Raw genomic sequence first — 26193 nt, 5'->3', positions numbered from 1 at the left:
CTCCCGTCGTTCCGGCCCGATCAGCACTTGGACTCCGTAACTTCATGTCTTGGTTTGAATCCCTCATCCTCGGACTCGTCCAGGGGCTGACCGAGTTTCTGCCCGTCTCCTCCAGCGCGCATCTGCGGCTGACGGCGGCCTTCTCGGGCTGGGAGGACCCGGGCGCGGCCTTCACGGCGATCACCCAGATCGGCACGGAGACCGCGGTGCTGATCTACTTCCGCAAGGACATCGGGCGGATCATCTCGGCCTGGACGAGATCGCTCACCGACAAGGCCATGCGCAAGGATCACGACGCGCAGATGGGCTGGCTGGTGATCGTCGGCTCGATCCCGATCGGTGTGCTCGGCGTCACGCTCAAGGACCAGATCGAGGGGCCGTTCCGCGATCTGCGGATCACGGCGACCATGCTGATCGTGATCGGCGTCGTCATCGGCGTCGCGGACCGGCTGGCGGCCCGCGACGAGAGCGGCGGCCGGCATCGCGCCGCCAAGGAGCGCAAGCAGCTCGCGGACCTGAACGTGAAGGACGGCCTGATATTCGGCGTCTGCCAGGCCGCGGCCCTCATCCCCGGCGTCTCCCGCTCCGGCGCGACGATCAGCGGCGGCCTCTTCATGGGCTACCAGCGCGAGGCCGCGGCCCGCTACTCGTTCCTGCTCGCCATCCCGGCCGTGCTCGCCTCCGGCCTCTTCGAGCTCAAGGACGCGATGGAGACCGACCACGTCTCCTGGGGGCCGACGGCCTTCGCGACGGTGATCGCGTTCGTGACCGGGTACGTCGTGATCGCCTGGTTCATGAAGTTCATCTCGACCAAGAGCTTCATGCCGTTCGTCTGGTACCGCATAGCGCTCGGCATCGTGATCGTCATACTCGTGACGGCGGGCGTCCTGAGCCCGCACGCGGCGGAGTCGGCGGGCTGACCTGGGCGGTCGAACAGGCGGACCCCAACTCCGCGTAACACTGCGGGACTTCCCGGGTCGGTACCCGTGACCAACCCCATACGGAATGAGTAGCGGTCCGGTAGCGCAGTGTCAGTGCTTGCCCCTAGGCTTGCCCGCATGCCCCGCGAATCCGTGTCCTCTGGTTCCTTACGGTCTGCCGCCGAGGTGAATGAGCAGATCCGCGCGCTGTGGATGCGCGCGGGCGGCTCGCTGTCGGCACAGGAGCGCGCGGAATACGAGCTGTTGGTGGTCGAGTGGGCGGCCGCGATCCGTGGAGACGTGATCGAGGCGGCCTGAGCGTTCGGCGAACCGGCGGGTCATCGTCCGCCCGAGACCCGCAGCACCGCTCCCGTCGCGTAGGACGCGTCCGGTGACATCAGCCACGCCACCGCCGCCGCGATCTCCTCGGCCTGTCCCGGGCGGCGCAGCGGGATCGTGGCGGCCGCGCGCCGGGCACGATCCGGGTCCCCCATGGTCGCGTGCATCTCGGTGTCGATGACGCCGGGGGCCACGGCGTTGACACGGATGCCGTCCGGGCCGAGTTCCTTGGCCAGGCCCAGGGTCAGCGCGTCCAAGGCCGCCTTGGTCGCCGCGTAGTGCACATACTCGCCGGGGCTGCCGAGGGTCGCGGCGGCCGACGAGACGTTCACGATCACGCCGCTGCCCCGCGCCGTCATCAGCTGTGCCGCCCGGCGCGAACACAGCAGCACACCCAGCAGGTTGACGTCGACGACGCGCCGCAGGACCGCGGGGTCCGTGTCCGCGAGCCGCCCCAGCGGGCCGGTCACCGCGGCGTTGTTCACCAGCCCCGTCACCGGACCGAGTCGCTCCTCCGCCACCTCGAAGAGCCGCGTCACATCCGCCTCGACCGACGTGTCCACCCGCACCGGCACCGACCGGCCGCCGGCCTTCCGCACCCCGTCGGCGACCGTCTCGGCGGCCTCGGCGTCCCGGACGTACCCCACCACGACGTCGTGCCCCTCCGTCGCGAGCCGCAGACAGGTCGCGGCGCCGATACCCCGGCTGCCGCCGGTGACCACGGTGACGGGACGGCTCATTCGGTACCCCCTGGCTCGCTCACGGTAAGAAGATCGCCCCAGCTTCGCAGAAGGGGTACGGCCGCTCGTACGGTCCCCCTGGTGAACGACCCCCGAATATCGCCGCGTACCCCTTGGCTCGGCCCGTCACATGCCCAAAACTGAGCCGATGACGCAGCGTGTGGAGCTTGCCACCGTGATGGACCGGCTGGCGGTCGACGAAATGATCACCGACTATGCGGTGGCCGTGGACGACGGCGACTGGGAGGCGTACCGGGAGTTGTTCACCGCGGACGGGCGGGCGGACTACCGCTCGGCCGGCGGGATCGAGGGAGACGCCGGGAAGATCGCCGAGTGGCTCGCGGAGACTATGCGGCTGTTCCCGATGCGGCAGCATCTGATCGTCAACCGCCGGGTGCGGTTCGGGACCCTGGAGCAGGACACCGGCGACACCGCCCGGGTGCAGGCCGACTATGTGAATCCGATGCGGTTCGCCGGTGACGACGGTGGGTCGGCCGCTCCGGACTTCCTGTGCGGCGGCCGGTACGCCTTCTCCTTGACGCGCACGGACGAGGGCTGGCGGCTGCGCGAGGTCGTGGTGCAGGAGAAGTGGCGCCGCATGCCCGACCGGCAGCCCACGCCCTGATCGGGCCGACGCGACCGACAGCCGACACCCCTGACCGCCCCGGCGTGATCAAGTCGGCCGATGCCGCCTGTCCCGCGATCATCCGGGCGCGCACACTGGAGGGACACCGGTCTGGGAGGCGCGTATGAAGTCGTTCGGGCAGTGGCTCACCTCCCCGTGGCGCCGGTCCGCGCTCGCCGCCCTGGCCGGCGCCCTGCCCGTGCTCGCGTTCCCCGCGCCGTCGCTGTGGTGGTTCGCCTACGTCGCCCTGGTCCCCTGGATCGCGCTGATCCGTTCCGCGCCGACCGGGAAACGGGCGCTGTACGACGGCTGGAGCGGCGGCTTCGGATTCATGCTGGCGATGCACCACTGGCTGCTGCCGAACCTGCATGTCTTCATCTTCGTGCTCGCGGCCCTGCTGGGCGCCCTCTGGGCCCCCTGGGGGTGGCTGGTACGGCATTTCCTGGCCGGGGTGCCGTCCGCGGGCCGTATCGCCGCCGCGCTCGCCGTCCTGCCGGCCGGCTGGCTGATGGTCGAGCTGGTGCGGTCCTGGCAGGGTCTTGGCGGGCCGTGGGGCATGATCGGCTCCAGCCAGTGGCAGGTGGAACCCGCGCTGCGGCTCGCCTCGGTCGGCGGGGTGTGGCTGCTGAGCTTCCTCGTGGTCGCCGTGAACATCGCGGTCGCCGTGCTCGTGGCGATACGCGCGTCCCGCGTGCCCGCTGTCGCCGGGCTCGTCGCCACCGCGGCCGCCACCTCGGCGGTCTGGGTGTGGTCACCGCGTCCCGACACGGACGGCCGGACACGGATCGCCGTCGTACAGCCGGGCGTCGTCCCCGGCCCCGACAACCGCTTCACCCGCGAGGAGCAGCTCACCCGCGAACTGGCCGGGCAGGACCTCGACCTGATCGTCTGGGGCGAGAGCAGCGTCGGCTACGACCTGGCCAGGCGGCCCGACCTCGCGCGGCGGATCGCCGCACTGTCCCGGGAGACAGGGACGGACATCCTCGTCAACGTGGACGCCCGGCGCTCCGACCGGCCCGGCATCTACAAGAGCTCGGTGCTCATCGGCCCGAACGGCTACACCGGTACCCGCTACGACAAGATGCGGCTCGTCCCCTTCGGCGAGTACGTCCCGTTCCGCTCGGTCCTCGGCTGGGCGACCTCTGTCGGAGAGGCGGCGGGCGAGGACCGCAGGCGGGGCACCGAGCAGGTCGTCATGGATGTCGGCCAGGGGCTGCGGGTCGGGCCGATGGTGTGCTTCGAGTCCGCGTTTCCCGACATGAGCCGCCGTCTCGCCGACGACGGCGCCGACGTACTGATCGCGCAGTCGGCGACCTCGACGTTCCAGCAGAGCTGGGCCCCCGAGCAGCATGCCTCGCTCGCCGCGCTGCGCGCCGCCGAGACCGGCCGCCCGATGGTGCACGCCACGCTGACCGGCGTCTCCGCGGTCTACGGGCCCGACGGAGAGCGGGTCGGCCCGTGGCTCGGCACGAGCGAGAGCGCGTCGCAGGTCTACGACGTGCCGCTGTCCCACGGTGTCACGCCGTACGCCCGCTTCGGCGACTGGGTGGTGCGGGCCGCGCTGCTGATCATGGCCGCGTGGTGCGCCGTCGAGGGCGTACGGGCGCTGCGGTTCAGGCGGCAGGCTCCTCGACCGCCTGTACGACCCGCTCGCACAGTTCGTGGGTGGCCAGCGCGTCACGGGCACTGAGCACCTTGCCCGCCCGCACCGCGTCGAGGAAGGCACCCGCGGCCTGCTCGATGCCGCGCTGCCGGGCCACCGGCACCCAGTCCCCGCGCCGCCGCACCGTCGGCTGCCCCTTGTGGTCGATCACCTCGGCGAGATTGACCACCTGACGCTTGGTGTCCTGCCCGGACACCTCCAGGATCTCCTCCGCCGAGCCGCTGAGCCGGTTCATCACACCGAGCGCGGTGAAGCCGTCCCCGGCGAGCTGGAGCACGACGTGGTGCAGCAGGCCGCCCTCGGTGCGGGCGCGCACGGTCACGTCGTCGACCGGGCCCGGCACCAGGAAGCGCAGCGTGTCCACGACATGGATGAAGTCGTCGAGGACCATCGTGCGCGGCTCCTCCGGCAGCCCGATCCGGTTCTTCTGCATCAGGATCAGCTCGCGCGGATGATCGGCGCACTGCACATACCCGGGCGCGTACCGCCGGTTGAACCCGACGGCCAGCGAAACGCCCCGCTGCTCCGCGAGCGCCACCAGCCGCTCGGAGTCGGCGAGTTCGTACGCCAGCGGCTTGTCGACGTACGTCGGTACGCCCGCCTCCAGCAGCCGGGCGACGATCTCGGGGTGCGCGACGGTGGGCGCGTGCACGAACGCGGCGTCGAGGTCCTGGGCGAGGAGCGCGTCGAGGTCCCGGTGGCGTCGGGTGCCGAGGAGGTGAAGCGTGTCGGCGACGCGGTCGAGCGTCGCGGGTGTGCGGGTCTGGAGGTGCAGTTCGATGTCCGGCTGCGTTCCCAGCACCGGCAGGTACGCCTTCTGCGCGATGTCACCGAGTCCGATGCAGCCGACCTTCACGGGGTGTGCTCCTCTGACGGTTGTCTGCCTGGGTCTTGCCGGAAGCATACGGCGACTGCGGTGGCCGCCAGTCGGCGATCCCGTCGAAGCTCCGCAGGAGCAGCGCCGGTCCGGCCTTCGACACCGTGGCGATCAGGGTGTTGCGTACGGCCATGGCGGCCCGGTTGCCGGTCAGGTTCAGGCGCGCGACCCGCACGGCCTGCCGGGCGATGGCGCTCGTACGAGGCAGCCGCGCCGCCGAATAGGCCGCGAGGTCGTCCCAGTGGTGGGCGAGCACGATCGCGTCCTCGATCGCCTGGTTGCCGCCCTGGCCGAGCGTCGGGGGCATGGCGTGCGCGGCGTCGCCGAGGAGGGCGACCCGGCCGCGGTGGAAGGCGGGCAGCGGGTCGGCGATGTGGTGGACGTCGTGGCGCAGGACGTCCTCGGGGCGGGGCGCGGCCTCGGGGGGGGCCGCGGAGAGGGTTGCGGGGAGTGGGTTGTGCCACTCACCCAACAAGCGGACCAGCTCGGCCTTCTCGTCGTCGGGCGCCCGCTCCCCCGCCGGGGCCAGGGCGGCGGCGTACGCGTAGACCCGGCCGTCCTTGAGCGGCTGGGTGCCCCAGATACGGCCCCTGCCCCAGGTCTCGTGCGCGGCGGGCTCGGCGCCCGGCACGGGGAGCACGACCCGCCAGGTGGTGAAGCCGGAGTAGACGGGTCCGGGGTGCTCGGGGAACAGGGTCCGCCGTACGCCGGAGCGGATGCCGTCGGCGGCCACGACCAGGTCGGCCTCCCACTCGCCCTCGGGCGTGTGCACCCGGGCCGGGCGGTCTACGCCGCCGGGGTCGGCGAGGGTCGCGGCGGTTGCCGTACGGACGGTGTCCGGCGGGAGTTGTGCGGCGAGGCTGTTGATGAGGGTGGCGCGGTGGAGGAGGACGAGGGGGTCGCCGAAACGCTCGGCGAGGGCCTCGGTGTTCGCGCGGGAGAGCCACCGTCCGCCGGGGGTGCGCAGGCCTCCGTCGCCCTGCCAGGCGGCGAGGTCGCGGGTCTCGTCGCCGAGACCGATGACATCCAGGGCGCGCAGGGCGTTGGGGGCCAGCGAGATGGCCGCGCCGACCGGGTCCAGCGTGCGGGCCCGCTCCAGCACGGTGACTTGCAGGCCGCGCTGATGCAGGGCCGCCGCCGCGGTCAGGCCGCCGATTCCGCCGCCGATCACGACCACCTTCGGTGTGTGTGCCATGGCTCCCCCTCAGGCCTTCACTACAGGTGTAGTGAGATGCCGTGCCGACGGTACTACAGGCGTAGTGCGACCGGTAGGTTGACGTCCATGTCCGAACGCACCGAGAGCCCGTCCCGCACCGACCTCGTCGCCGACACCGCGCTCGCCCTGCTCGCCGAGCGCGGGATGCGCGGGCTCACCCACCGGGCGGTCGACGAGGCGTCAGGGCTCCCCCAGGGCTCGACGTCGAACCTGGCGCGCACCCGGCAGGCACTGCTGGAACTGGCCGTGCGCCGCCTCGCCGAGCGCGAGTCACGCGTCCTGGCGCTGCATGAGATGCCGGACCCCCGGGGTGGCCACGACTCGGTGGTGGACGGCCTGGCGCTGGCCACGCACCGCGCCCTGACCCACCACCGCGACCTGACGCTCGCCCGCTACGAGCTGGCCCTGGAGGCGACCCGCCGTCCCGAGCTGCGCGCCTACTTCGACGCCACCGGCGCCCGGTTCCGTGACCAGCTCACCGCCCTGGCCACGGCGATGGGCTCGACCGCCCCGGCACGGCACGCGCTGTCGCTGATCGCCTGGGCGGACGGGCTGATGTTCTCGTGCGTGGCCGGGTCCTTCAGTGCGGAGACGCCGAGCCTCGACGAAGTGCGGGCGGGGCTGCGGGAGTTGCTCGACGGGATGCTGCCCGGGGCTGCGTAATTGCCTGGTGGGGCGGGACGGGTTGGGTCAGGATGCAGGCATGACCATCGAGCGCCGTGAACCCGCGAACACCGCCGACGAACGCACCATGCTGGAGGGCTGGCTGGACTACCACCGCGAGACCCTCGCCTGGAAGTGCGAGGGCCTGACCGACGCCCAGCTCAGGAGCGCCTCCGTGGAGCCGTCCACGCTCTCCCTGATGGGGCTGGTGCGGCACATGGCGGAGGTGGAGCGCGGCTGGTTCCGCAAGGTGCTCATGGACGAGGACGCGGGGCCCATCTACTACTCCGACGAGGATCCGGACGGCGACTTCCACGTCACCGACGAGGAAACCTGGGAGGAGGCGCACGCCACCTGGCGGGCCGAGATCGACATCGCCCGGCGCAACGCGGCCGGCCTCGACCTGGACGACCTCTCCAAGGGCAGGAGCCGACGCACCGGCGAGCAGTTCAACCTCCGCTGGATCTACACCCACATGATCGAGGAGTACGCCCGCCACAACGGCCACGCCGACCTGATCCGCGAGCGCATCGACGGCAACACCGGCGACTGACCTCGACGCGCCCACCGTACGGCGGCGTCGATCACCCATGTGGGGCATCCTGCGCTGTCCGCCACCCCGGAGGGCAGCCGACGCAGCAGAGTGGCGCGCGTGCATCGAACGTCGACCACCGCAACGCTCCTGGTCACCGCAGCTGTCTCGACCCTCTCCGGCTGTGTGACGGTCCAGCTGCCGCCCGCGTCGGGGCCCTCGGCGCCGCCGTCCCGGACCGTTCCGGCCCTGCCGGACGTCAGCGCGGAGCCGCAGATCGTGCAGGCGCCCGCGCGGGAGGCACTGGAGCGGATCGGGCCGCCGCGTGAGCCCTCGCCGACCGCATCGGTGCGGCGGCCTCCCCCACTGGCGCCGACCCCGGAGAAACCGGCGCCTTCACGCCCGAGACAACCGCGTCCGGCCCCGCGGACTCCAGAGGCACCGCAGCGGCCGCCCGTCGAGGTGACCCAGACGGTTTCCACGGACCTCGGCGATGTCTGTGACCTCGGCAGACAGTACGGCGGCTGGCCACAGGACAGCCCGCAGTCGAGGATCTGCGAGCAGACGTACGGGCGTTGAGGGATTCCCGCCCACGGGTCGCGCGACCCCGCGCTACGTCCCCAACCGCAGTTCCAGCCGGCTGATGGCCGCCCGCACCCCGTCCCCGTAGGGATCGTCCCCCAGGGCGTGCACCGCACCTCGGGCCCGCCGGACGTGTGCGCGCGCGGCCTCGGCGCGGCCCAGCTTCACATAGTCGGCGGCCAGATTGAGATGGAGGGAGGGATACAGCGCCCGCGCGGCCAAAGCCCCCTCGTGCTCGGCGAGCCGCTCGTCCGTCAGTTCTTCCGCCGCAGTCAACGCCCGCAGATCCCAGGCCAGTTCGTCCACGGGATCGTCCTGCGTGTCGGCCATGTAGTGCGCCAGGGTGCAGCGGTGCAGCGGGTCCCCGGTCGCGCCGATCTCCGCCCAGAGGTCCAGGAAGCGGTGCCGGGCCTCCTCGCGGTCGCCCGCGTGGTGCAGCATGACGACCTGGCCGATCCGGGTCATGACCGTATCCGGCGCCGCCTGCTCCTGTCGCTCCGCCACCGCATCCTCCCGGCCCTTCACCGATGTCGCTCTGCGACGACGCTAACCGCAGCCACGGACAATCCCGGCGAGGCGGGGCCGACCCAGGGGCCGGCCCGCTCCAGGTCAGCCGAGGTTCGGGATGCGCCAGTCGATCGGCTCGTGGCCCTGCCGGGCGACGGCCTCGTCGATCTGCGTGAAGGGACGGGAGCCGAAGAACTTCTTCGCCGACAGCGGCGAGGGGTGCGCACCCTTCACCACCACGTGGCGCTGTTCGTCGATCAGCGGGAGCTTCTTCTGGGCGTAGTTCCCCCACAGGACGAAGACCGCCGGGTCCGGGCGGCCGGCCACGGCGCGGATCACCGCGTCGGTGAACTTCTCCCAGCCCTTGCCCTTGTGCGAGTTGGCCTCGCCTGCCCGGACCGTGAGCACCGCGTTGAGCAGGAGCACGCCCTGCTCGGCCCACGGCATGAGATAGCCGTTGTCCGGGACGGGCGTGCCCAGCTCGGCCTGCATCTCCTTGTAGATGTTGCGAAGGGAGGGCGGGGTCTTGACTCCCGGGCGGACCGAGAAGCACAGGCCGTGCCCCTGGCCCTCGCCGTGGTACGGGTCCTGGCCGAGGACCAGGACCTTCACCTTGTCGTACGGCGTCGCCGCCAGCGCGGCGAAGACCTCCTCACGCGGAGGGTAGACAGGACCCTTCGCCCGCTCCTCCTCGACGAACTCCGTCAGCTCCTTGAAGTAGGGCTGCTGCAGTTCGTCGCCCAGAACCCCGCGCCAGGACTCGGGCAGCATGGAGATGTCGGTCACGTCGACTTCCTTACGATGTGCGGTCGCTTCGATGTCCCAGAACCTACCGGCGACCACTGACAGTCGACGCTGCTACCGCACTACCAGCTGGTCTTCCAGGACAGCTGCCACATCATCATCATCGTCGCGGGGTCGATGACCTTCTCCAGACCGGCGATCTCCTCGTTCGCGGCCGTGTACGCCTTGCCCTGCCACAGCGGGATCAGTCGCGCGTCGTCCACGAGGATCTGCTGGGCCGCCTCGAACTCCTTGGACACGGCCGCGCGGTCGCTCTCCTCGCGCGACTTCGGCAGCAGGTCGTCGGTGATCTCGGGGGAGTCGTACGGGGTGCCGAGCGCGTTCTGCTCGCCCACGAAGGGAGCGATGAAGTTGTCGGGGTCGTTGAAGTCTGGGTTCCAGCCACGCCCGAATACCGGGTACTCGCCGTTCTGGTAGCCCTCCGAGTAGGTCTTCCAGGGGCGGCTCTTCAGCGTGACCGTGAACAGGCCGGACCTCTCCAGCTGTCGCTTCAGCAACTCGAACGCCGGCTTGGTCTGGGAGCCGTAACGGTCGGAGGTGTACCAGAGCGTCAGAGGAACCGTTTCGGTGATGCCCGCCTCGGTGAGGATGGCCTTCGCCTTGGTCGCGCTGGGGTTGCCGTAGTCGTCGAAGAAGCCCGTCCCGTGGCCCACCAGACCCCTGGGGATCATGGAGTACAGCGGCTCGACGGTGTCCTTGTAGATGTTGTGGGCGAGCGCCTTGCGGTCGATGACCTGGGCGACCGCCTTGCGGACCGCGGGGTTCTTGGCCCAGGTGTCCTTGGGGTTGAACACCAGATAGCTGATCTCGGTGGTGGGGCTCTCCGCGATCTGGAGCCCCTGATCGTCGTAGTGGGTCTGGATGTCCACGATGTCCGAGGCGCCGAGACCACGGTAGATGACCGAGATGTCCTTGCTCTTCAGGGCCTTGACCAGCTCGTCCGACTGCTGGAAGTACTGGATGGTGACGGCAGAGTTCTTGATCTCCGCCAGGCCCTTGTAGTTCTCGTTGCGGACCAGTTCGGCCTTCTCGCCGTCTTCGTAGGAGGAGAGTTCGTAGGGCCCCGAGCCGGTGATGTTCCCGTCCTCGCGGAGCTTGTTCGCGGGGTACTCCTCGGGATCCACGATCGACATCGCGGGCGTGGTGAGCACCAGGGGGAAGGTCGCGTCGGGCTGGCTGAGGTGGAAGACGACCTCGCGGTCGCCCTTCGTCTGCACCCGGGAGAGGGTGGTCAGCAGGCCCGCGGGGCCACCGTTGACGTTGATCTTCTTGATCCGGTCGAACGAATGCTTGACGGCCTGGGCGTCGAGCGCGTGCCCGTTGGAGAACTTCAGACCCTCGCGCAGCGTGCACGTGTACACGGTGCTGGAGCTGTCCGTGAACTCGCAGCTCTCGGCGGCGTCGGGTTCGGGCTGGGTCGCAGCGGGCGAGTAGCCCAGAAGGGGCTGGTACACGTTGCGCATCAGCTCCCAGGAGCTGTCCCAGGCCGCGGCCGGGTCCAGGGTGCTCGGCGCGCTGGTTGTCCCCACGATGATGGGGTCCGCGTCTTCGGAGGCGTCCGAGGAGAACACACCGCACCCGGTCACCATGGATATGGACGCGATCACCGCGAGTGGCGGCAAGAATCGGTTCCGATTGAACACGTGCATGCTCCTCGAAATGCCGTACACAAGTGGCCGAACGATACCGCAGGCTCGCGGGGCCGCTACCGCCCGGCTGGCAGCGCTCTCGATCAGCCCGCTTGTGACGGTTCTTCGAGTCCTCGTGAGGGGTGCGGGCGGGCGCCGGAGATGTTCGGAGAATTCCGCACCGGCGCCCACCGCACTCTGTCAGCCGACCCCGGCGTTCAGGAAGATGCCGCCGTCGATGACGAGGGTCTGGCCGGTGATCCAGTCGGACTGCGTCGAGGTGAGGAACGCGGCGGCGCCGCCGATGTCGGAGGGCACGCCGAGCCTGGCCAGCGGGTAGGAGGAGGCAGCCTCCTCCTCGCGGCCCTCGTACAGCGCTTTCGCGAACTTGGTCTTCACGACGGCCGGGGCGATCGCGTTGACCCGCACCTTGGGCGCGAACTCGTGGGCGAGCTGCTGGGTCAGATTGATCAGCGCGGCCTTGCTGACGCCGTAGGCGGCGATGAACGGCGAGGGCGCGAGGCCCGCGACGGAGGCGATGTTGACGATCGCGCCGCCGTTGTCCTTCTGCCAGGCGTGCCAGGTCTTCTGTGCGAAGCCGAGCGCCGAGATCACGTTGGTCTCGAAGACCTTGCGCGCCACCTCCAGGTCGAGGTCGGCGATCGGCCCGAACACCGGGTTCGTACCGGCGTTGTTGACCAGGAAGTCGACCCGGCCGAAGGCCTCCATGGTGCGCTCGACGGCGCCGGCCTGGTGGGCCACGTCGTGCGCCTTGCCGGCGACGCCGATGACACGGTCGGCGCCGAGCGCCTCGACGGCCTCCTTGAGGGCGTCCTCATTGCGGCCGGTGATGCACACGCGGTCACCGCGCGCGACGAGCGCCTCGGCGACGCCGTAGCCGATGCCGCGGCTGGCGCCCGTGACGAGCGCGACCTTGCCCGAAAGCTCGGGGAGCTGTGAAGTCATGTCCCTGATCCCTAGTCGAGCGGTCCGCCGGCGATGTACAGCACCTGGCCGGAGACGAATCCGGCGGCCTCGCCGGTGAAGAAGGCGATTGCGTTCGCGACGTCGGCCGCCTCGCCGACGCGCTGCACGGGGATCTGGGTGGCGGCGGCGGCCTTGAAGTCGTCGAAGCCCATGCCGACCCGGTCGGCGGTGGCCTTGGTCATCTCGGTGGCGATGAAGCCGGGGGCGACCGCGTTGGCGGTGACGCCGAACTTGCCGAGCTCGATGGCGAGCGTCTTGGTGAAGCCCTGCATGCCGGCCTTGGCGGCGGAGTAGTTGACCTGGCCGCGGTTGCCGAGCGCGGACGACGAGGAGAGGTTGACGATCCGGCCGAACTTGGCGTCCACCATGTGCTTCTGGCAGGCCTTCGACATCAGGAACGCGCCGCGCAGATGCACGTTCAGCACGGTGTCCCAGTCGGAGACGCTCATCTTGAACAGCAGGTTGTCGCGGAGCACGCCCGCGTTGTTCACGAGGATCGTCGGCGCGCCGAGCTCCTCGGCGATCCGCGCGACGGCCGCCTCGACCTGCGCCTCGTCCGAGACGTCGCAGCCGACCGCGATCGCCTTGCCGCCGGCCGCGGTGATCTGCTCCACGGTGTCCTTGCAGGCGGCCTCGTCGAGGTCGATCACGGCGACCGCGCGGCCCTCGGCGGCCAGTCGTACGGCGGTGGCGGCGCCGATGCCGCGTGCTCCGCCGGTGACTACGGCGACCCGCTGCTCAGTGGTGGACATGGGTGACTCTCCTCGGGTGAGCGACCGCTTAGTACCTTCGATGACGTGACGCTAGAAGCCCTGGCACGCGGTGTCAACGGCAACCGCGCGCATGTGATCCATTACCCGGTCGGTCACTTCACCAACAGATCGAGCAGCCGCTGCGCCTCGGCCGCCGGATCCGACGTGAGTCCGGTGTGCACGGGCCCCGGCTGGACGACCGTGGAACGGGGCGCGATCAGCCAGCGAAAGCGCCGCCCGGCGTCGTCGACACCGGCCTGCCCCGCGGCCTCGCCGCCGGCGCAGACCCTCTCGACGGCTCCGAGGGCGGCCCGGATGCCGGCCACGTCCGCGCCCGGGTCGAGGGCGAGCAGCCGCGCCTCGTCGAGGTGGGTGCGGGCGCCGACGTAACCCTGGGCCCGGCAGTACACCAGCACGCCCGCATTGACGCACTCGCCGCGCTCGATGCGGGGGACGAGCCGCAGGAGGGCGTACTCGAAGACGTCCCGGTCGTTCTGCTCGCCGCCCCGGATGATGTGGCGTTCCACCACATGGCCGGCCATGTGAATGTGGCGCTCGCTCACTTGCCCTCCTCGATTCCGGTGACACGCTCGTGAACGACGGCGGCGCGAGCGAGCAGAGGGCGCGCATAGGCCCGCCGGAGATCGTCGGGTGTGTCGAAGCCCGGTTCACCGGCCAGCCAGGCGTCCGGGATCTCCGCGACGACCTCGGCGAGCAGGTCCTCGGTGACGCGCGGCGCGAGGTCGGCGGCGGCGCCGGCGACATCGGGGGCGAAGCGGGCCAGCGCGTGGTCCGAGGCGTCGTACGGGCGGGCCGCCGAGGTCTCGGCGCCGGGCCAGTTGTGGTGCCAGATCATCGTGGCGCCGTGGTCGATGAGCCACAGGTCGCCGTGCCACATCAGCAGGTTGGGGTTGCGCCAGGACCGGTCGACGTTGCCCACCAACGCGTCGAACCAGACGATCCGCCCGGCCTCCTCGGGGGTCACCTCGAAGGCGAGCGGGTCGAAGCCGAGCGCGCCCGACAGGAAGTCCATGCCGAGGTTGGTGCCGCCGCTGGACTTGAGCAACTCCTGCACCTGCTGGTCGGGTTCGCCAAGCCCGAGGACCGGGTCGAGGTCGATCGTCACGAGCCGGGGGACGCGGAAGCCCAGCCGGCGGGCGAGTTCGCCGCACATCACCTCGGCCACCAGCGTCTTGCGGCCCTGTCCGGCGCCGGTGAACTTCATGACGTAGGTCCCGAAGTCGTCGGCCTCGACGAGCCCCGGCAGCGAGCCGCCCTCACGCAGGGGCGTGATGTAACGGGTCGCGGTGACCTCTTTCAACATTTTCCCGGGCCATCCATCTCTTCAGCCTTGCAATCCACGACCGCCGTTGGAGGGGTGCGGCTGTGGGAATCACCCGTCAGCGGCCCTGGGGAGACAGTGCGCCTCTCGCTTCCGGCCTCCGGCATGAAGTGAGCATAGTAACCGAGGGTGATCGCGGATGAGGAAGGTCCGAGCCGCCGCGACGACGTTCCCGAGTCAGCCGGACGTTGGCGCTGCGTCCCGAAGCTCGTTCACCGCCGCGGCCAAGTGCGTTTGCAGCGTGGGGGGCAGCGCTTCGCCGTGGATGGCCGTCAGGAGTTCCTCGGCTACCTGGTAGAGCTTGGTGTTCGTGTTCTGGGAGACCGCGACCAGCACGGCCCACGCATCCTCGGCGCTCAGCGAGAACGTGGCCATCAGGATGCCTGTGGCCTGGTCTATGACCGGGCGCGTGCGCATGGCGCGGCGCAGTTGAGCGACCTCGTTCCGCAGGTCTTCCTGACCCTCGCTCAGAGCGTCCTCCATCGGCTGGGTGTCCGCGAACAGCGGCCACGTGTCCGTCTTGACCAGGAGCCTGCGTACGGCGGGGCTGGACGCCCGCATGGTGAGGAGTTTGCCTTGCCGCTCGGCACGCCGCCGCGCGGCCAGCAGGAGGTTCAGCGCCGAGCAGTCGCAGAACGTGACTCCGCTCAGGTCCAGCTCCACACGGCGTGCGCACCGGCTGACGGAGTCCTCCAGCACACTCCGCAGCAGTGCCTCGCTGTCCATGTCCAACTCACCGCAGACCTTGACGGTCACGTTGCCGTCGTGCGCCAGCGTCCGGATCGCCGGTTCGTATGGCACGGCCTCCTCCAGGTCCACCGGAGTGTCGACTGCCGCCCCGTCCGCGGCGCCGGAGCGATACGGGATCCGTGACTGCTGCATGGCGGCCTCCAGCGAGGGCGTTGGCTCCAATTCAGACTCCCCCGCCAACCATTACACGTCAAGAGATACCGGAAACTCGTTTCAGGCTTTTGAATGCATGAAAATCATGCCCTAGTCTGAGGGCATGGCCGAAGCCCCTGAGCCGCACACCGGCTGGACGTTCCTCACCAATCACGCACGCGTCCTGGCCGCCATCGCCAGCAACCACGCCACCCGCATCCGCGACATCGCCGCACGCTGCCGGCTCACCGAGAGGGCTGTGCAGAAGATCATCGCTGACCTGGAGGGCGAGGGTTATCTCACCCACACCCGGCAAGGCAGAACCAACGCCTACCGCATCCAGCCGGACACCATCCTCCGTCACCCGGCGGAAACCGGACTCACCGTCGCCGATCTGCTCGTCTTCCTCCAGCGGCACGACCACAGCCGCCGCGACCAGACGGTCACCTGATCCTGCGACCGGCTGATTCAGTGGGCTCGTAGGGCTCAGCCCGCCGGGAAGGGTGGTGCAGGAGGAGCGGTCCGCAGGGAGGCTCAGTGGGGGCGACGAAGGAGACATGAGTGACGGCCGTCTCGAGCAAGCTTGACCAAGGCTCTCCGGAGGCGGGTCGACGGGCAACGCTCAGCGAGGCGGACGAGGGGGACGAGGGGGACCAGCCCAGGATCGACTGGGCCCGCACGCCGACAGCACGTGTCCGCGTGCGGGCCAACCGGGTACCGGTGAGCGGCGCGTCTCGTGATCAGAGGGGTGCGTTCGGATCTCCTGGCCGGATCCGTCCACGCCATGCACCGCTTTCGCCGCCGCGGTGCTCGACGTAGTCCTTGAAGCGGCGCAGGTCCCCCTTCACCCGGCGGTCGACGACGCCGAGCATGTCCCCTCCCTTTTCGACGGCACCGGTGGGTTCGACGTCCATCGTGAGTTCCACCCGGGTGTGCATGTCGTCCAGGCGCTGGAAGCGGACGGATCCCCGCTGCTGGGAGTCGCCGCCGATGGACCTCCAGGTGATCCTGTCGTCCGGCATCTGGTCGACGATCTCGGTGTCGAACTCGCGCCGTACCCCGCCGATCTTGGTGGTCCAGTGGTTGTGCCTGTCGTCGAGCTGCGTGACCTCCTCGACGCCCTCCATGAAGTTCGGGAAGTCCTCGAACTGCGTCCACTGGTTGTAGGCCGTGTGCACGGGGACCTCGACATCCACCGTTTCCTTGACCGTGCTCATCTCTTCCTCCTCAGCAGTCGTCTGCCACGCCGGCCCTCTCGGCGCCGTGCGCGCCTGTGCGGCACCGAGTACCCATGCCGACGGCACGAAGACTCCCGACAGCGCGGGCAACACCTGACGCAGCGACCGCGGATTCTGCAGCCGCCCCACCGGGCGTTGGCCTTGGCCAACGTTTCCCGGAGCTCCGAACGGACACTCGGTCAACGAGCAATAGGTATGAGCCCAACGGGGCGACGGAACGAACCGGACCGCGACGGGCCGGGTGCAGAAGGAAGATGAACCGCCGTGACTGTGGAAGCCAGGAAGACGACGCCCGCCGTCCGTCGACTCGAAACGGGCTGGGCGAGGGCACGCCGCGTACGCGGCCAGAGCATACGTACCTGCGTGCGCGCGACGATCGACGGCGACGCGGGTCAGCTGCGGCGCGGGGATGACTGGAACGTCGTACGGGGCGAGGACTGAGTCACTGTCACGTGGGTACGGACGAGTCGATCGTCGGTGTGTCAGCCCCCGGTCGCTCAAGTGCCCCTCGACAACGGCCCGTAAGGCAAGGCGAGGGCCTCGGCGACATCCAGCACGCACTTGTCCCTCGGCGTCGAGAAAACGAAACCCCCGCGCGGTCACGGCTCATCGGCCTCGTTCGAGGGCCACCGGTCGGATACCTCGGATACCGGAGTCTCACGGCCCACGTCACCTACGGGTCGCGTACCGGTCCGGCGCTTCGCACCAGCGGTCCAGCGCGGCGGTCAGCTCCCGTCGGCGGTGTCCAGGGTCGGGTTCGTCGGTGGCCCAGGCGACATAGCTGTCCGGGCGTACGAGGATCAGCGGCGGTACGGCAGTGGCGCGGCTGTCCGCCACAGCGTGGACGTCGACCGCGTCCGCCACCCGCCCGTCGAGCGCGGCCGCCTCGGACGGGTCCGCCGTCAGCAGGACGAACCTCCCCGTCCGCAGCGCCTCGTACAGCCTGCTCACCCCTCCCTCACCGGACAGCGGCAGGTCGGGCGCCCGTGCTCCCGCCGACGGATGACCGCCCGGCCCGGCCTGATAGCGGATCGCGATCCCCGATAGCGCCCCCGCCACCTTGTCGGCGACGGGCCCGGCACGCAGCGCGGTCCGGCCGGCGAGCCCGCGCACGGCCCGTAGGGGTGGCGGGCGCAGTACGACGAGCCGGATGAGCGCCCCGGTCAGGCGCACCACACGCGCCCCGACGGGATGGCGCTCGGTTTCGTAGCTGTCCAACAGCGCGTCGTCCGCGCGGCCGTGCACGATGGCGGCCAGTTTCCAGCCGAGGTTGAAGGCGTCCTGCAGCCCGGTGTTCATACCCTGCCCACCGGCGGGCGAATGGGTGTGGGCCGCGTCGCCGGCCAGCAGCACCCGGCCCTGCCGGTAGTGCGGGGTCTGGCGCTCGTCGTTGTGGAACCGCGACAGCCAGCGGGCGTCGTGCATACCGTAGTCGGTGCCGAGCACACGGCGGGTGTCCTCGCGCACCTCCTCCAGCGTGGCGGGCGCGTCGTCGGGCAGCTGGCGGTGCCGGTACCAGGTGATGACCCGGTACCAGCCGTCACCGAAGGGCGCGACGAAGGCGAAGCCGTCCCCGGTGCCGTTGGCGGTGAGGACCTCCGCCGGGGGCTCGGCGAGCCGCACGTCGGCCAGGACCACCGAAGTCATCACCGAGGAACGGCCCACGAACGGCAGCCCCACCGCGCGACGCACCGTGCTGTGCACCCCATCGGCGCCGACCAGGTACGAGGTCCGCTCGGTGCGCACCGTCCCGTCACGCCCGCGCAGTTCGGCCTCGACCCCGCCGGGGTCCTGCCGCAGCGAGACCAGCTCCGTCCCCGACCGGATCTCCACGCCGACGGCCTCGGCTCGCTCCCGCAGCACACGCTCGGTCTCGTACTGCGGAGTCACCAGGACGAACGGAAAGCGGGTGGGCAACCGTGTCAGGTCGAGTTCGGCTGCGCCGAACACCCGGAGCCTGTCGACCGTGACGCCCCCAGCGACCAGTTCGTCGGCCATCCCCCTCGCGTCGAGGACTTCCAGCGTGCGAGCGTGGACGGCGAACGCCCGGGTGAGATTGGACTCGGTGTGGCGGCGCTCCACGAGCGTCGTCGCGACGCCTGCCTGGGCGAGTTCGGCCGCGAGCAGCAGCCCGGTGGGGCCGGCGCCCACCACCAGAACGTCCATGTCCGGGGCCTTGTCGGTCATCTCCGGTCCTCCGCCCGGTCCGACGCGATACGCGGGACCCTGCCGTCACCACGACCTCGTGGCCGCGTGCCCTCACGGCAGGCCCATAAACTCGCGGCGCGGGCGCGCAGCCGGGCGAAGTGTCGCGAAGCGGGGGCAGCTTCTACGACATCCCCCTGCGCCGCGCTGTCCGTCCGCCCCGGGAACCCGTGCGGCGCTGACCGCGTTTCGGTGGACCCCAGCCGGTTCGTCGCGGGCGCGTCGGGTACCCGGACCACCGGCAATGAAGGCGACCAGAACGGACGAAAGGCCGTGAGGATGCCTCCCCTGACCCAGACTCCCGCGACGGAACCCCGAGTGAGCCGTCGTGCCTCCACACGTTCCGCACGTTCGCGCGGCCGGGTTCCCGAACCCGACGAGGAACCGGATCTACTCGGCCAGTACCTGGCCCAGATCGCGGCGACCCCACTGCTGACCGCGGAGGACGAGGTACGGCTGGCCCAGCGCATCGAGGCCGGAGTGCGTGCCGTCGAGGAACTGCGGGAGGCCGACGTCGGCGAGCGCGACCTGGCCCCGGGGCGGCGCCGGGAACTCGACGCGGTCGCCCGCGACGGCAAGGCCGCCAAGGACCACATGATCCGGGCCAACCTCCGGCTCGTGGTGGCGATGGCCAAGCGGCACGCCCACCGGGGTGTGCCCCTGCTCGACGTCATCCAGGAGGGCAACCTGGGGCTGATCCGGGCGGTGGAGAAGTTCGACCACACCAAGGGCTTCAAGTTCTCCACGTACGCGACCTGGTGGATCCGCCAGGCGATCGAGCGAGGCCTCGCCCAGCACGCCAGGGCCGTACGGCTGCCGATGCACGTGGTGGAGGAGCTGCGGAAGCTCGGCAAGATCGAACGGCGTCTGCAGCTCGACCTGGGTCGTGAGCCCACCGCCGAGGAGGTCGCCCGGGACAGCGGCTTCTCCGAGGCCCGGGTCGGCTGGCTGCGCCGTGTCGGGCGGCAGGCGGTCAGCCTGGACACGCCGGTCGACGAAACCGGTGAGACGGTGATCGGCGACCTCATCCCCGACACCGAGGTGCTGCAGGCCGCGGACGTCGCCGAGTACCAGGCACTCGCGCAGGACCTGAGGAGGGCCATCGGCACCCTCGCGCCCCGCGAGGCCATGATCCTCAGCCTCCGCTACGGCCTGCACGACGGAGAGCAGCGCACCCTCGAACAGGTCGCACGGCACGTGGGCCTCACACGCGAGCGCGTACGCCAGCTGGAGAAGCAGTCACTGGCAAGGCTGCGGTCCCCCGAGACGGGGCAGCGCCTGCTGACGTGGGCGAGCTGAGCCCCTGATGCGCTGCTGACGCGCGTCCGCGACGGGCTTTCGGGTGGGGGCGAGGCGGGAACCCGGTCAGCGTTCGCGCCCGCACAGCGGTCAGGAGGCCGTCGTGACCGATCCGCAGCACACCCAGCAGAACCCGGCCACCCAGCACCCGCGCCCCGACTTTCCCTCGCAGGACCAGCCGCACCCCGGATGGACCGGGCCGATGGACCCGCCACCCGACCACGGCGAGGAGAGCTACCAAGGCGCCGGCCGGCTGGAAGGCCGCGAGACCGTCATCACCGGCGGCGACTCCGGCATCGGGCGGGCCGTGGCCCTGGCCTTCGCCCGGGAGGGTGCCGACGTGCTCTTCACCTACCTCAAGGAGGAGGCGGACGAGGCCCGTGAAACGTCCCGTCTCGTGGAGGATGCCGGCCGCAAGGCGGTCGCCGTCTCCTGCGACATCCGCGAGGAGGACAACTGCCGCGCCCTGATCGAGCGTGCGGCCGGGGAGTTCGGGCGCATCGACGTCCTGGTGAACAACGCCGCCTACCAGATGTCCCAGCCCGACGGCATCGAGGCGATCCCGACCGAGCAGTTCGACCGGGTGATGCGCACCAACCTCTACGGCATGTTCTGGCTGACGAAGTTCGCCCTGCCGCACATTCCCGAGGGCGGCAGCGTCATCAACTCCACGTCGGTGCAGGCCTACAAGCCGAGCCCGCACCTGCTGGACTACGCGATGACGAAAGCCGCGATCGTGACCTTCACCCAGGGGCTGGCCCAGATGCTCGTCGACCGCGGTATCCGCGTCAACGCGGTCGCCCCGGGACCGGTGTGGACGCCTCTGATCCCCGCGACGATGCCCGACACGGTCGAGTTCGGCAAGCAGAGCCCTCTGGGCCGCCCGGCCCAACCCGCCGAACTCGCTCCCGCGTACGTCTACCTCGCCTCTCAGGAGGCCAGCTTCGTCACCGCTGAGATCCTCAACGCGACAGGCGGGACGCCACTTCCGTAGCCCCGGAGGAACCCGCTTCGCGGCGCCGCACCTTGTCTGCCGGACGAGGAGCCCGCCGCGTACGTCGAAGCTGAGGTGCAGGGTGGAGTCGAAGGCCGCGGACATGCGGATGCCGCGCAGCGGCACGTAGAGTCCTTCGGTCGGGAAACGCCTTCCGCAGCATCCGACCGCCCCCGTCGAACACGGGCAGCCGACGCGCCGCACTCACACTCCTACCGTGTCTGCGCCATTCGTGAAGGTTTAGCCAAGAGGCTACGGGCCACTCGAATACGGTTGAAGGTGGGCGAAAACCCATAAACCTCACAAAGCTCATAGAAATCACGCATAACCGCAGACCGACGTACTGGAAGCGGGCGGAGCAAGGACGACGCCATGACGGACGACGACCGGCCGACGCCGATAGAGGTCCTGCGCCGGGCGCGCGACCAACTCGGCGACATGATCGGCATGACAGCGGAGACGGTGTCGTCCTTCGAGAAGACGGACGGCGGCTGGTCCCTGGCGATCGAAGTCCTCGAACTCGCCCGGGTCCCGGACACGATGAGCCTCATGGCGAGCTATCAGGTCGACCTCGACGAACAGGGACAGCTCACCGGTTACCGGCGCGTCCTCCGCTACGAGCGGGGGCGCTCCGACCGAGACCGCTCCGGCGGCCAGTAGGCCGCCGCCCGCGGCGAGCCCTTCCCCGGCAAGGAGGACGGCAGACATGACCGTTGTCCCGGCACAACAAGCCAGCGGAGGAGGCGGCAGCAGCAGCCTCTACGACGTACTGGAACTCGTCCTCGACCGGGGACTCGTCATCGACGCGTTCATACGTGTCTCGCTGGTCGGCATCGAGATCCTCAAGATCGACGTGCGGGTCGTCGTGGCCAGCATCGACACCTACCTCCGCTTCGCCGAGGCTTGCAACCGCATCGATCTGGAGGCGGGCCCCCGCAAGAGCCCTGGCCTGCCCGACATGGTCGGCGAGATCACCGAGTCCGGCGCCCGCGGCAAGTCCAAGGGCGCGCTGTCCGGTGCCGCGGAGACGATCTCCGACGCCTTCCGGCAGGCCCGTGACGAGGGCTCCTCGAAGGAGAAAGAGCACGAGTCCCGGCCGCGGACACGCAAGAGCACAGCCGCGCGTCACAAGGACAGGGAGGAAGACGAGTGAGCACCTACGTCTACGGCATCACCACGCGGTCGCACCCCGCCCTCCCCGAGGGCCTGGGCGGCGTGGGCGATCCGCCGCGGCCGGTGCGCGTGCTGGAGGAGGGTGAGCTCGCGGCGGTCGTCAGCGACGCACCGGAGGAGCTGCGTCCCAAGCGACGCGAACTCCTCGCCCACCAGAACGTGCTGGCCGAGACCGGCGCCACCGGCTGTGTGCTGCCCATGCGGTTCGGAAGTGTGGCCCCCGACGACGGCAAGGTCACCGATGTCCTCGCGGAGCGCGCGAGCCACTACGAGGAGCGGCTCAGGGCGCTCGACGGCAAGGTCGAGTACAACCTCAAGGCCTCCCACGTGGAGGAGACCGTGCTGCACCAGGTGCTGGCCGACAACCCCGAGCTGCGAGCCCTCGCCGAAGCCAACCGGCTGGCGGGCGGCGGCAGCCACGAGCAGCGGCTCCAGCTCGGCGAGATGATCGCCGCCGCCGTACAGGAAAGGGAGGTCCAAGACGCGGCAGCTGCGCAGGAGGCCCTCACGCCCCTCGCCGCGGCGACCAGTCCCGGCCCCGGATCGGCCGGATGGCTGGCCAATGTCTCCTTCCTGGTGGAACGGGACTCGGTCGCGGGCTTCCTGGAGAAGGTGGAGGAGTTGCGCGCGGCCAGCCCTCACCTCGAAATAAGCGTCAACGGTCCGCTGCCTCCATACAGCTTTGTCGATCCGGCCCCGGCCGGACCCGCCGACACGGACGGTTAGCCGGCACCAACGGTTAGAAGGCACATCGTGGGACTGATCTCGGAAGTGCTTCTCCTGCCGTTCGCCCCCGTGCGCGGCAGCGCGTGGGTCATCGAACAGGTGGTGCGGGAAGCCGAGCGCATCTACTACGACCCCGCGACGATCCAGGCCGAACTCGCCCGCCTGGAGAAGCTGCTGGAGGCCGGAGAGATCACCGAGGAGGAGTTCGACCGGCTGGAGGACGAACTTCTCGACAGGCTGGAGACGGCCACACACAGAAGCTTCGGAACGGACGACAGGACGACACCATGAACCGGACACTCATCGGCCTCGCGGTCGGGGCCGGGTACGTCCTCGGACGCACCAAGAAGCTCAAACTGGCAATGGCCGCGGGCACGTTGATCGCGGGCAAGCGACTGAAGCCGAGCCCCGGCGCCGTGGTGGACCTGGTCTCGCGGCAGCTCAAGGACAACCCGCAGTTCAAGGAGATCGGCGACGAACTCCGCCAGGACCTGAGCGGCGTCGGCAAGGCCGCCTCGGGGGCACTGGTCGAGCGGCAGATGAATGCGCTCGCCGACCGTCTGCACGACCGTACCGCCGATGTCCGCGATCAGCTCGCGGGTGTCGTGGGGACCGGGCGCGACGAGGACGAGGACGAGCAGAACGAGAAGCTCCAGGACCACGACGAGTCCCGGGACGCCGATGAGGACGAGGAGACGTCACGCGAGAGCACCGCCAGGAAGGCGCCGGCGAAGAAGAGCGCTTCCAGGACCGCCTCCAAGACCGCCAGGAAGGCCGCGCGCAAGGCGCCTGTCCGGAAGTCGGCCGCGAAGAAGACCGCAGGCGCCCGGAAGACGGCCACCAGGACCGCCTCGCGTGCCACGGAAGGGAAGGGAGGCGGTGAGCGATGACTCCGAACCCGGCATCCACGGCCACTGACGCGGCAGACAAGGCCACCAGTGAGACTCCGCTGTCCGGCCTCGCCCGGAGCGAGGCCGCCGACCGGCTCAAGGCGGAGGTGCAGGAGTACCTCTCCGCACAGGCCGAGCGCCTGCTCGTCGGCGTCGGTCGCAAGCTCGGCGAGACCACCGCCAAGCTCAACGACATCGCGGAGGGCAACAGCCCCGGCTTCGCCCAGCTCGCGCTGCACAGCGGCCGCAAGGCAACCGAGGGCAAGGGCCCACTGCGCTCCGCCCTGAAACTGGGCTCCGGAGCGAAGGACAACGTAGTCGGCGCCCTGAAGAACCTCGGCGGCGGCAAGGGCAAGCGCAAGGGCGGCGCGGGCAAGAAGCCGACCGTCATCGTCGAGCAGGTCGACGTGGGCGTGCCGGTGCGCACCGCCTACGACCAGTGGACGCAGTACCAGGAGTTCAGCACCTTCGCCAAGGGCGTCAAGAGCGCGGACCGGGTGGACGACACCCAGTCCGACTGGCAGCTGAAGGTCTTCTGGTCGAAACGCAGCTGGAAGGCGACGACCACCGAGCAGGTCCCGGACGATCGGATCGTCTGGTCGTCGGAGGGCGCGAAGGGCACTACGAAGGGCGTCGTCTCCTTCCACCGCCTCGCGGACAACCTCACCCGTGTCCTGCTGGTGATCGAGTACTACCCCCAGGGCCTGTTCGAGAAGACCGGCAACATCTGGCGCGCCCAGGGCCGCCGGGCCCGGCTCGACCTCAAGAACTTCGCCCGCTTCATCTCCCTCAAGGGCGAGGCGTCCGACGGCTGGCGCGGCGAGATCAGCGAAGGCGAGATCCTCCGCAGCCACGAGGACGCGGTCGCCGAGGAGTACGAGGACCAGGAGGGCGACGAGGAGGCCGAGGCGGAGGACGACTACGAGGAGGAACCCGAGGACGAGATGGCGTACGAAGACGAGAAGGAGTACGCCGAGGGCGGGAGCCGGCGATGACCACGCCGAGCCGGCTCCCGCAGCCCTATGGACACGACGGCAGCAGCAATCTCGCCGACGTACTGGAACGTGTCCTCGACAAGGGCATCGTGATCGCCGGTGACATCAGGATCAACCTGCTCGACATCGAGCTGCTCACCGTCAAGCTCCGCCTCATCGTCGCCTCCGTCGACAAGGCCAAGGAGATGGGCATCGACTGGTGGGAGGACGACCCGGCCCTCTCCTCCCGCGCCCGCCGCAACGAACTCGCGCGCGAGAACGCCGAGTTGCGCGAACGGCTGGCGCGGCTGGAGGAGCTGGAGGCGGCGCCTCCCACCGCCCGGGCCAAGCGCACCCGCGAGGACGGAGGAGGGGATGCGGTATGACCGAACTGCGGTATGTCTACGCGATCTGCGAGCCGCTCGGCGCACGACTCCCCGCCGAACTCACCGGCGTCGCGGGCGACCGGCCGCACATGTTCCCGCACCTCGGCCTGGTCGCCGTGGTCAGCCACGTGCCCGAACGGGACTTCGCCGAGAAGCCGCTCCGCGCCCACCTGGAGGACCTCGACTGGCTCACCGAGACCGCGCGCGCCCACGAACGGGTGATCCACGCGCTCACCGCCCTCACCACCCCGCTGCCGCTGCGCCTCGCCACCGTCTTCCGTGACGACACGGGCGTACGCGTGATGATGGAGGAGCAGGAGGCGCACTTCCGGGACACCCTGAACCGACTTCGGGGCCGCGTCGAATGGGGTGTGAAGGTCTACGCCGAACCCGAACCCGACGCTGAGCCGGCGGCGGGCGACGGCCCTCGGAGCAAGCCGGCCTCGGGCCGCGACTACCTGCGGCAGCGGCGCCGATCGGTCATGGCCCGCGAGGACACCTGGCAGCGGGCCGAACGGTTCGCCGACCGGCTGCACGACGCGCTCTCCGCGCACGCGGAGCGCACCCGGCTGCATCCGCCGCAGAACCCGGTCCTCTCCTCGGCCCCGGGCCAGAACGTGCTCAATGCCGCATATCTGGTTCCCCGTCCCCGCTCCGAGGAGTTCATGGACGTCCTGGACCACATCAAGAGCGGGGAGAGGGGAATCCGGATCGAGCTGACCGGGCCGTGGGCGGCCTACTCCTTCGTCGAGAGCAGCGGTGCGGAGGCGGGCACATGACCGTCGTGGCGGGCCGTGAGGTGGCCCTCGTGGACCTGCTCGACCGGCTGCTCGCGGGCGGAGTGGTCATCACGGGGGACATCACCCTGCGCATCGCGGACGTCGACCTCGTCCGTATCGACCTCAACGCCCTGATCAGCTCCGTGAACCGACAAGTGCCGTCCCCCTGGGGTGACTCGCCGTGACCGAGCGCCGCAACCGACTCGACCTCGAGCCCGACACCGTCGAACGCGACCTGGTGAAACTCGTCCTCACCGTGGTCGAGTTGCTGCGCCAGCTGATGGAGCGCCAGGCGCTGCGCCGCGTCGACCAGGGTGACCTGAGCGAGGAGCAGGAGGAACGCATCGGTCTCACGCTGATGTTGCTCGACGAACGCATGACCGAGCTCCGCGAGCGCTACGGGCTGCGCGCCGAGGACCTCAATCTGGACCTCGGGCCGCTGGGGCCGCTGCTTCCTCGGGAGTGAGACA

34 protein-coding genes are annotated in these 26193 nt (G+C 70.1%); 21 read left to right on the top strand and 13 right to left on the bottom strand.

Annotated features, from left to right (window positions below):
- Positions 1–44 precede the first annotated feature (44 nt).
- Both ACTWQO_RS09385 and ACTWQO_RS09380 read left to right on the top strand, forming a co-directional pair.
- Positions 45–920 carry an undecaprenyl-diphosphate phosphatase gene (locus ACTWQO_RS09385; RefSeq protein ID WP_443236749.1) on the top strand — a complete coding sequence of 292 codons (876 nt, stop codon included), beginning with the start codon at positions 45–47 and terminating at the stop codon, positions 918–920.
- A 138-nt stretch (positions 921–1058) separates the two neighbouring features.
- On the top strand, positions 1059–1238 hold the full coding sequence (locus ACTWQO_RS09380; protein WP_301978154.1) for a hypothetical protein: 180 nt from the start codon (positions 1059–1061) through the stop codon (positions 1236–1238).
- 20 nt (positions 1239–1258) lie between these two features.
- Here ACTWQO_RS09380 and ACTWQO_RS09375 read toward each other — a convergent pair whose 3' ends face one another.
- Positions 1259–1999, bottom strand: coding sequence for an SDR family NAD(P)-dependent oxidoreductase (locus ACTWQO_RS09375; RefSeq protein ID WP_443236748.1), 741 nt, complete (start codon positions 1997–1999; stop codon positions 1259–1261).
- A gap of 148 nt (positions 2000–2147) precedes the next feature.
- On the opposite strand from ACTWQO_RS09375, the gene ACTWQO_RS09370 reads away from it, so the two are divergent.
- Complete coding sequence (locus tag ACTWQO_RS09370; protein ID WP_443236747.1) at positions 2148–2624, top strand: nuclear transport factor 2 family protein; 477 nt, start codon at positions 2148–2150, stop codon at positions 2622–2624.
- Between the two features lie 124 nt (positions 2625–2748).
- A complete protein-coding gene (lnt, locus tag ACTWQO_RS09365) occupies positions 2749–4314 on the top strand; it encodes an apolipoprotein N-acyltransferase (protein ID WP_443236746.1) in 1566 nt (521 codons plus the stop codon).
- Here the strand turns inward: lnt and ACTWQO_RS09360 are convergent.
- Positions 4238–5143: a Gfo/Idh/MocA family protein gene (locus ACTWQO_RS09360; RefSeq protein ID WP_443236745.1), complete on the bottom strand. Its 906-nt coding sequence runs from the start codon at positions 5141–5143 to the stop codon at positions 4238–4240. The genes lnt and ACTWQO_RS09360 overlap by 77 nt on opposite strands.
- The gene (locus tag ACTWQO_RS09355; RefSeq protein WP_443236744.1) at positions 5115–6359 is read right to left on the bottom strand and encodes an FAD-dependent monooxygenase; all 1245 of its coding nucleotides are present in this window, start codon (positions 6357–6359) and stop codon (positions 5115–5117) included. Before ACTWQO_RS09355 ends, ACTWQO_RS09360 begins: the two co-directional genes overlap by 29 nt.
- Before the next feature lie 87 nt (positions 6360–6446).
- On the opposite strand from ACTWQO_RS09355, the gene ACTWQO_RS09350 reads away from it, so the two are divergent.
- The 3 genes from ACTWQO_RS09350 (at position 6447) to ACTWQO_RS09340 (ending at position 8154) form a co-directional block, all read left to right on the top strand.
- Complete coding sequence (locus ACTWQO_RS09350) at positions 6447–7043, top strand: TetR/AcrR family transcriptional regulator (protein WP_443236743.1); 597 nt, start codon at positions 6447–6449, stop codon at positions 7041–7043.
- Positions 7044–7083: 40 nt separating this feature from the next.
- Positions 7084–7596, top strand: a complete 513-nt coding sequence (locus ACTWQO_RS09345) for a DinB family protein (RefSeq protein WP_443236742.1) — start codon at positions 7084–7086, stop codon at positions 7594–7596.
- Positions 7597–7695: 99 nt separating this feature from the next.
- Positions 7696–8154, top strand: a complete 459-nt coding sequence (locus tag ACTWQO_RS09340) for a hypothetical protein (RefSeq protein ID WP_443236741.1) — start codon at positions 7696–7698, stop codon at positions 8152–8154.
- Between the two features lie 33 nt (positions 8155–8187).
- Here the strand turns inward: ACTWQO_RS09340 and ACTWQO_RS09335 are convergent, their stop codons facing one another.
- The 8 genes from ACTWQO_RS09335 to ACTWQO_RS09300 form a co-directional block, all read right to left on the bottom strand.
- Positions 8188–8661 carry a hypothetical protein gene (locus ACTWQO_RS09335; protein ID WP_443236740.1) on the bottom strand — a complete coding sequence of 158 codons (474 nt, stop codon included), beginning with the start codon at positions 8659–8661 and terminating at the stop codon, positions 8188–8190.
- Positions 8662–8766: 105 nt separating this feature from the next.
- Positions 8767–9450, bottom strand: coding sequence for a uracil-DNA glycosylase (gene ung / locus ACTWQO_RS09330; RefSeq protein ID WP_443236739.1), 684 nt, complete (start codon positions 9448–9450; stop codon positions 8767–8769).
- An 80-nt stretch (positions 9451–9530) separates the two neighbouring features.
- A complete protein-coding gene (locus ACTWQO_RS09325) occupies positions 9531–11111 on the bottom strand; it encodes an ABC transporter substrate-binding protein (RefSeq protein ID WP_443236738.1) in 1581 nt (526 codons plus the stop codon).
- 186 nt (positions 11112–11297) lie between these two features.
- The gene (locus tag ACTWQO_RS09320; RefSeq protein WP_443236737.1) at positions 11298–12062 is read right to left on the bottom strand and encodes an SDR family oxidoreductase; all 765 of its coding nucleotides are present in this window, start codon (positions 12060–12062) and stop codon (positions 11298–11300) included.
- A gap of 11 nt (positions 12063–12073) precedes the next feature.
- Entirely contained in the window at positions 12074–12835 is a 762-nt protein-coding gene (gene fabG / locus ACTWQO_RS09315) for a 3-oxoacyl-ACP reductase FabG (RefSeq protein WP_443236736.1), read from the bottom strand.
- A gap of 113 nt (positions 12836–12948) precedes the next feature.
- Positions 12949–13398 (bottom strand): DUF3037 domain-containing protein, encoded by a 450-nt coding sequence (locus ACTWQO_RS09310; RefSeq protein WP_443236735.1) that lies wholly within the window; start codon positions 13396–13398, stop codon positions 12949–12951.
- On the bottom strand, positions 13395–14159 hold the full coding sequence (locus ACTWQO_RS09305; protein ID WP_443236734.1) for a HipA family kinase: 765 nt from the start codon (positions 14157–14159) through the stop codon (positions 13395–13397). Before ACTWQO_RS09305 ends, ACTWQO_RS09310 begins: the two co-directional genes overlap by 4 nt.
- Before the next feature lie 195 nt (positions 14160–14354).
- A complete protein-coding gene (locus tag ACTWQO_RS09300; RefSeq protein ID WP_443236733.1) occupies positions 14355–15059 on the bottom strand; it encodes an ANTAR domain-containing protein in 705 nt (234 codons plus the stop codon).
- A gap of 124 nt (positions 15060–15183) precedes the next feature.
- On the opposite strand from ACTWQO_RS09300, the gene ACTWQO_RS09295 reads away from it, so the two are divergent.
- Positions 15184–15510 (top strand): helix-turn-helix transcriptional regulator, encoded by a 327-nt coding sequence (locus ACTWQO_RS09295; protein WP_443236732.1) that lies wholly within the window; start codon positions 15184–15186, stop codon positions 15508–15510.
- Between the two features lie 289 nt (positions 15511–15799).
- Here ACTWQO_RS09295 and ACTWQO_RS09290 read toward each other — a convergent pair whose 3' ends face one another.
- Positions 15800–16276 carry an SRPBCC family protein gene (locus ACTWQO_RS09290; protein WP_443236731.1) on the bottom strand — a complete coding sequence of 159 codons (477 nt, stop codon included), beginning with the start codon at positions 16274–16276 and terminating at the stop codon, positions 15800–15802.
- A gap of 285 nt (positions 16277–16561) precedes the next feature.
- On the opposite strand from ACTWQO_RS09290, the gene ACTWQO_RS09285 reads away from it, so the two are divergent.
- A complete protein-coding gene (locus ACTWQO_RS09285) occupies positions 16562–16738 on the top strand; it encodes a hypothetical protein (RefSeq protein WP_443236730.1) in 177 nt (58 codons plus the stop codon).
- 228 nt (positions 16739–16966) lie between these two features.
- Here ACTWQO_RS09285 and ACTWQO_RS09280 read toward each other — a convergent pair whose 3' ends face one another.
- Positions 16967–18484 carry an FAD-dependent monooxygenase gene (locus ACTWQO_RS09280; protein ID WP_443236729.1) on the bottom strand — a complete coding sequence of 506 codons (1518 nt, stop codon included), beginning with the start codon at positions 18482–18484 and terminating at the stop codon, positions 16967–16969.
- 297 nt (positions 18485–18781) lie between these two features.
- Here ACTWQO_RS09280 and ACTWQO_RS09275 point away from each other — a divergent pair, with 297 nt between their 5' ends.
- From ACTWQO_RS09275 to ACTWQO_RS09220, 12 genes are all read left to right on the top strand, one after another.
- The gene (locus ACTWQO_RS09275) at positions 18782–19801 is read left to right on the top strand and encodes a sigma-70 family RNA polymerase sigma factor (RefSeq protein WP_443236728.1); all 1020 of its coding nucleotides are present in this window, start codon (positions 18782–18784) and stop codon (positions 19799–19801) included.
- A 103-nt stretch (positions 19802–19904) separates the two neighbouring features.
- A complete protein-coding gene (locus ACTWQO_RS09270; protein ID WP_443236727.1) occupies positions 19905–20795 on the top strand; it encodes an SDR family oxidoreductase in 891 nt (296 codons plus the stop codon).
- Between the two features lie 372 nt (positions 20796–21167).
- Entirely contained in the window at positions 21168–21455 is a 288-nt protein-coding gene (locus ACTWQO_RS09265; RefSeq protein WP_443236726.1) for a gas vesicle protein GvpO, read from the top strand.
- A gap of 46 nt (positions 21456–21501) precedes the next feature.
- A complete protein-coding gene (locus ACTWQO_RS09260; protein WP_443236725.1) occupies positions 21502–21948 on the top strand; it encodes a gas vesicle structural protein GvpA in 447 nt (148 codons plus the stop codon).
- Complete coding sequence (locus ACTWQO_RS09255) at positions 21945–22694, top strand: GvpL/GvpF family gas vesicle protein (RefSeq protein ID WP_443236724.1); 750 nt, start codon at positions 21945–21947, stop codon at positions 22692–22694. The genes ACTWQO_RS09260 and ACTWQO_RS09255 overlap by 4 nt, the downstream gene beginning before the upstream one ends.
- 27 nt (positions 22695–22721) lie before the next feature.
- Positions 22722–22985, top strand: a complete 264-nt coding sequence (locus ACTWQO_RS09250) for a gas vesicle protein GvpG (RefSeq protein ID WP_443236723.1) — start codon at positions 22722–22724, stop codon at positions 22983–22985.
- On the top strand, positions 22982–23584 hold the full coding sequence (locus ACTWQO_RS09245; protein WP_443236722.1) for a DNA primase: 603 nt from the start codon (positions 22982–22984) through the stop codon (positions 23582–23584). Before ACTWQO_RS09250 ends, ACTWQO_RS09245 begins: the two co-directional genes overlap by 4 nt.
- The gene (locus tag ACTWQO_RS09240) at positions 23581–24579 is read left to right on the top strand and encodes an SRPBCC family protein (RefSeq protein ID WP_443236721.1); all 999 of its coding nucleotides are present in this window, start codon (positions 23581–23583) and stop codon (positions 24577–24579) included. The genes ACTWQO_RS09245 and ACTWQO_RS09240 overlap by 4 nt, the downstream gene beginning before the upstream one ends.
- Entirely contained in the window at positions 24576–24944 is a 369-nt protein-coding gene (locus ACTWQO_RS09235) for a gas vesicle protein (protein WP_443236720.1), read from the top strand. The genes ACTWQO_RS09240 and ACTWQO_RS09235 overlap by 4 nt, the downstream gene beginning before the upstream one ends.
- A complete protein-coding gene (locus ACTWQO_RS09230) occupies positions 24941–25723 on the top strand; it encodes a GvpL/GvpF family gas vesicle protein (RefSeq protein ID WP_443236719.1) in 783 nt (260 codons plus the stop codon). The genes ACTWQO_RS09235 and ACTWQO_RS09230 overlap by 4 nt, the downstream gene beginning before the upstream one ends.
- Positions 25720–25908 carry a gas vesicle protein gene (locus tag ACTWQO_RS09225; RefSeq protein WP_443236718.1) on the top strand — a complete coding sequence of 63 codons (189 nt, stop codon included), beginning with the start codon at positions 25720–25722 and terminating at the stop codon, positions 25906–25908. Before ACTWQO_RS09230 ends, ACTWQO_RS09225 begins: the two co-directional genes overlap by 4 nt.
- Positions 25905–26189 carry a gas vesicle protein K gene (locus ACTWQO_RS09220; RefSeq protein WP_443236717.1) on the top strand — a complete coding sequence of 95 codons (285 nt, stop codon included), beginning with the start codon at positions 25905–25907 and terminating at the stop codon, positions 26187–26189. Before ACTWQO_RS09225 ends, ACTWQO_RS09220 begins: the two co-directional genes overlap by 4 nt.
- Positions 26190–26193 lie beyond the last annotated feature (4 nt).

Source organism: Streptomyces sp. 4N124 (assembly GCF_052245395.1).
Classification (GTDB): Bacteria; Actinomycetota; Actinomycetes; order Streptomycetales; family Streptomycetaceae; genus Streptomyces.
Note: the sequence above shows the minus strand (reverse complement) of the source record. Positions and strands in the feature narration are given on the sequence as shown.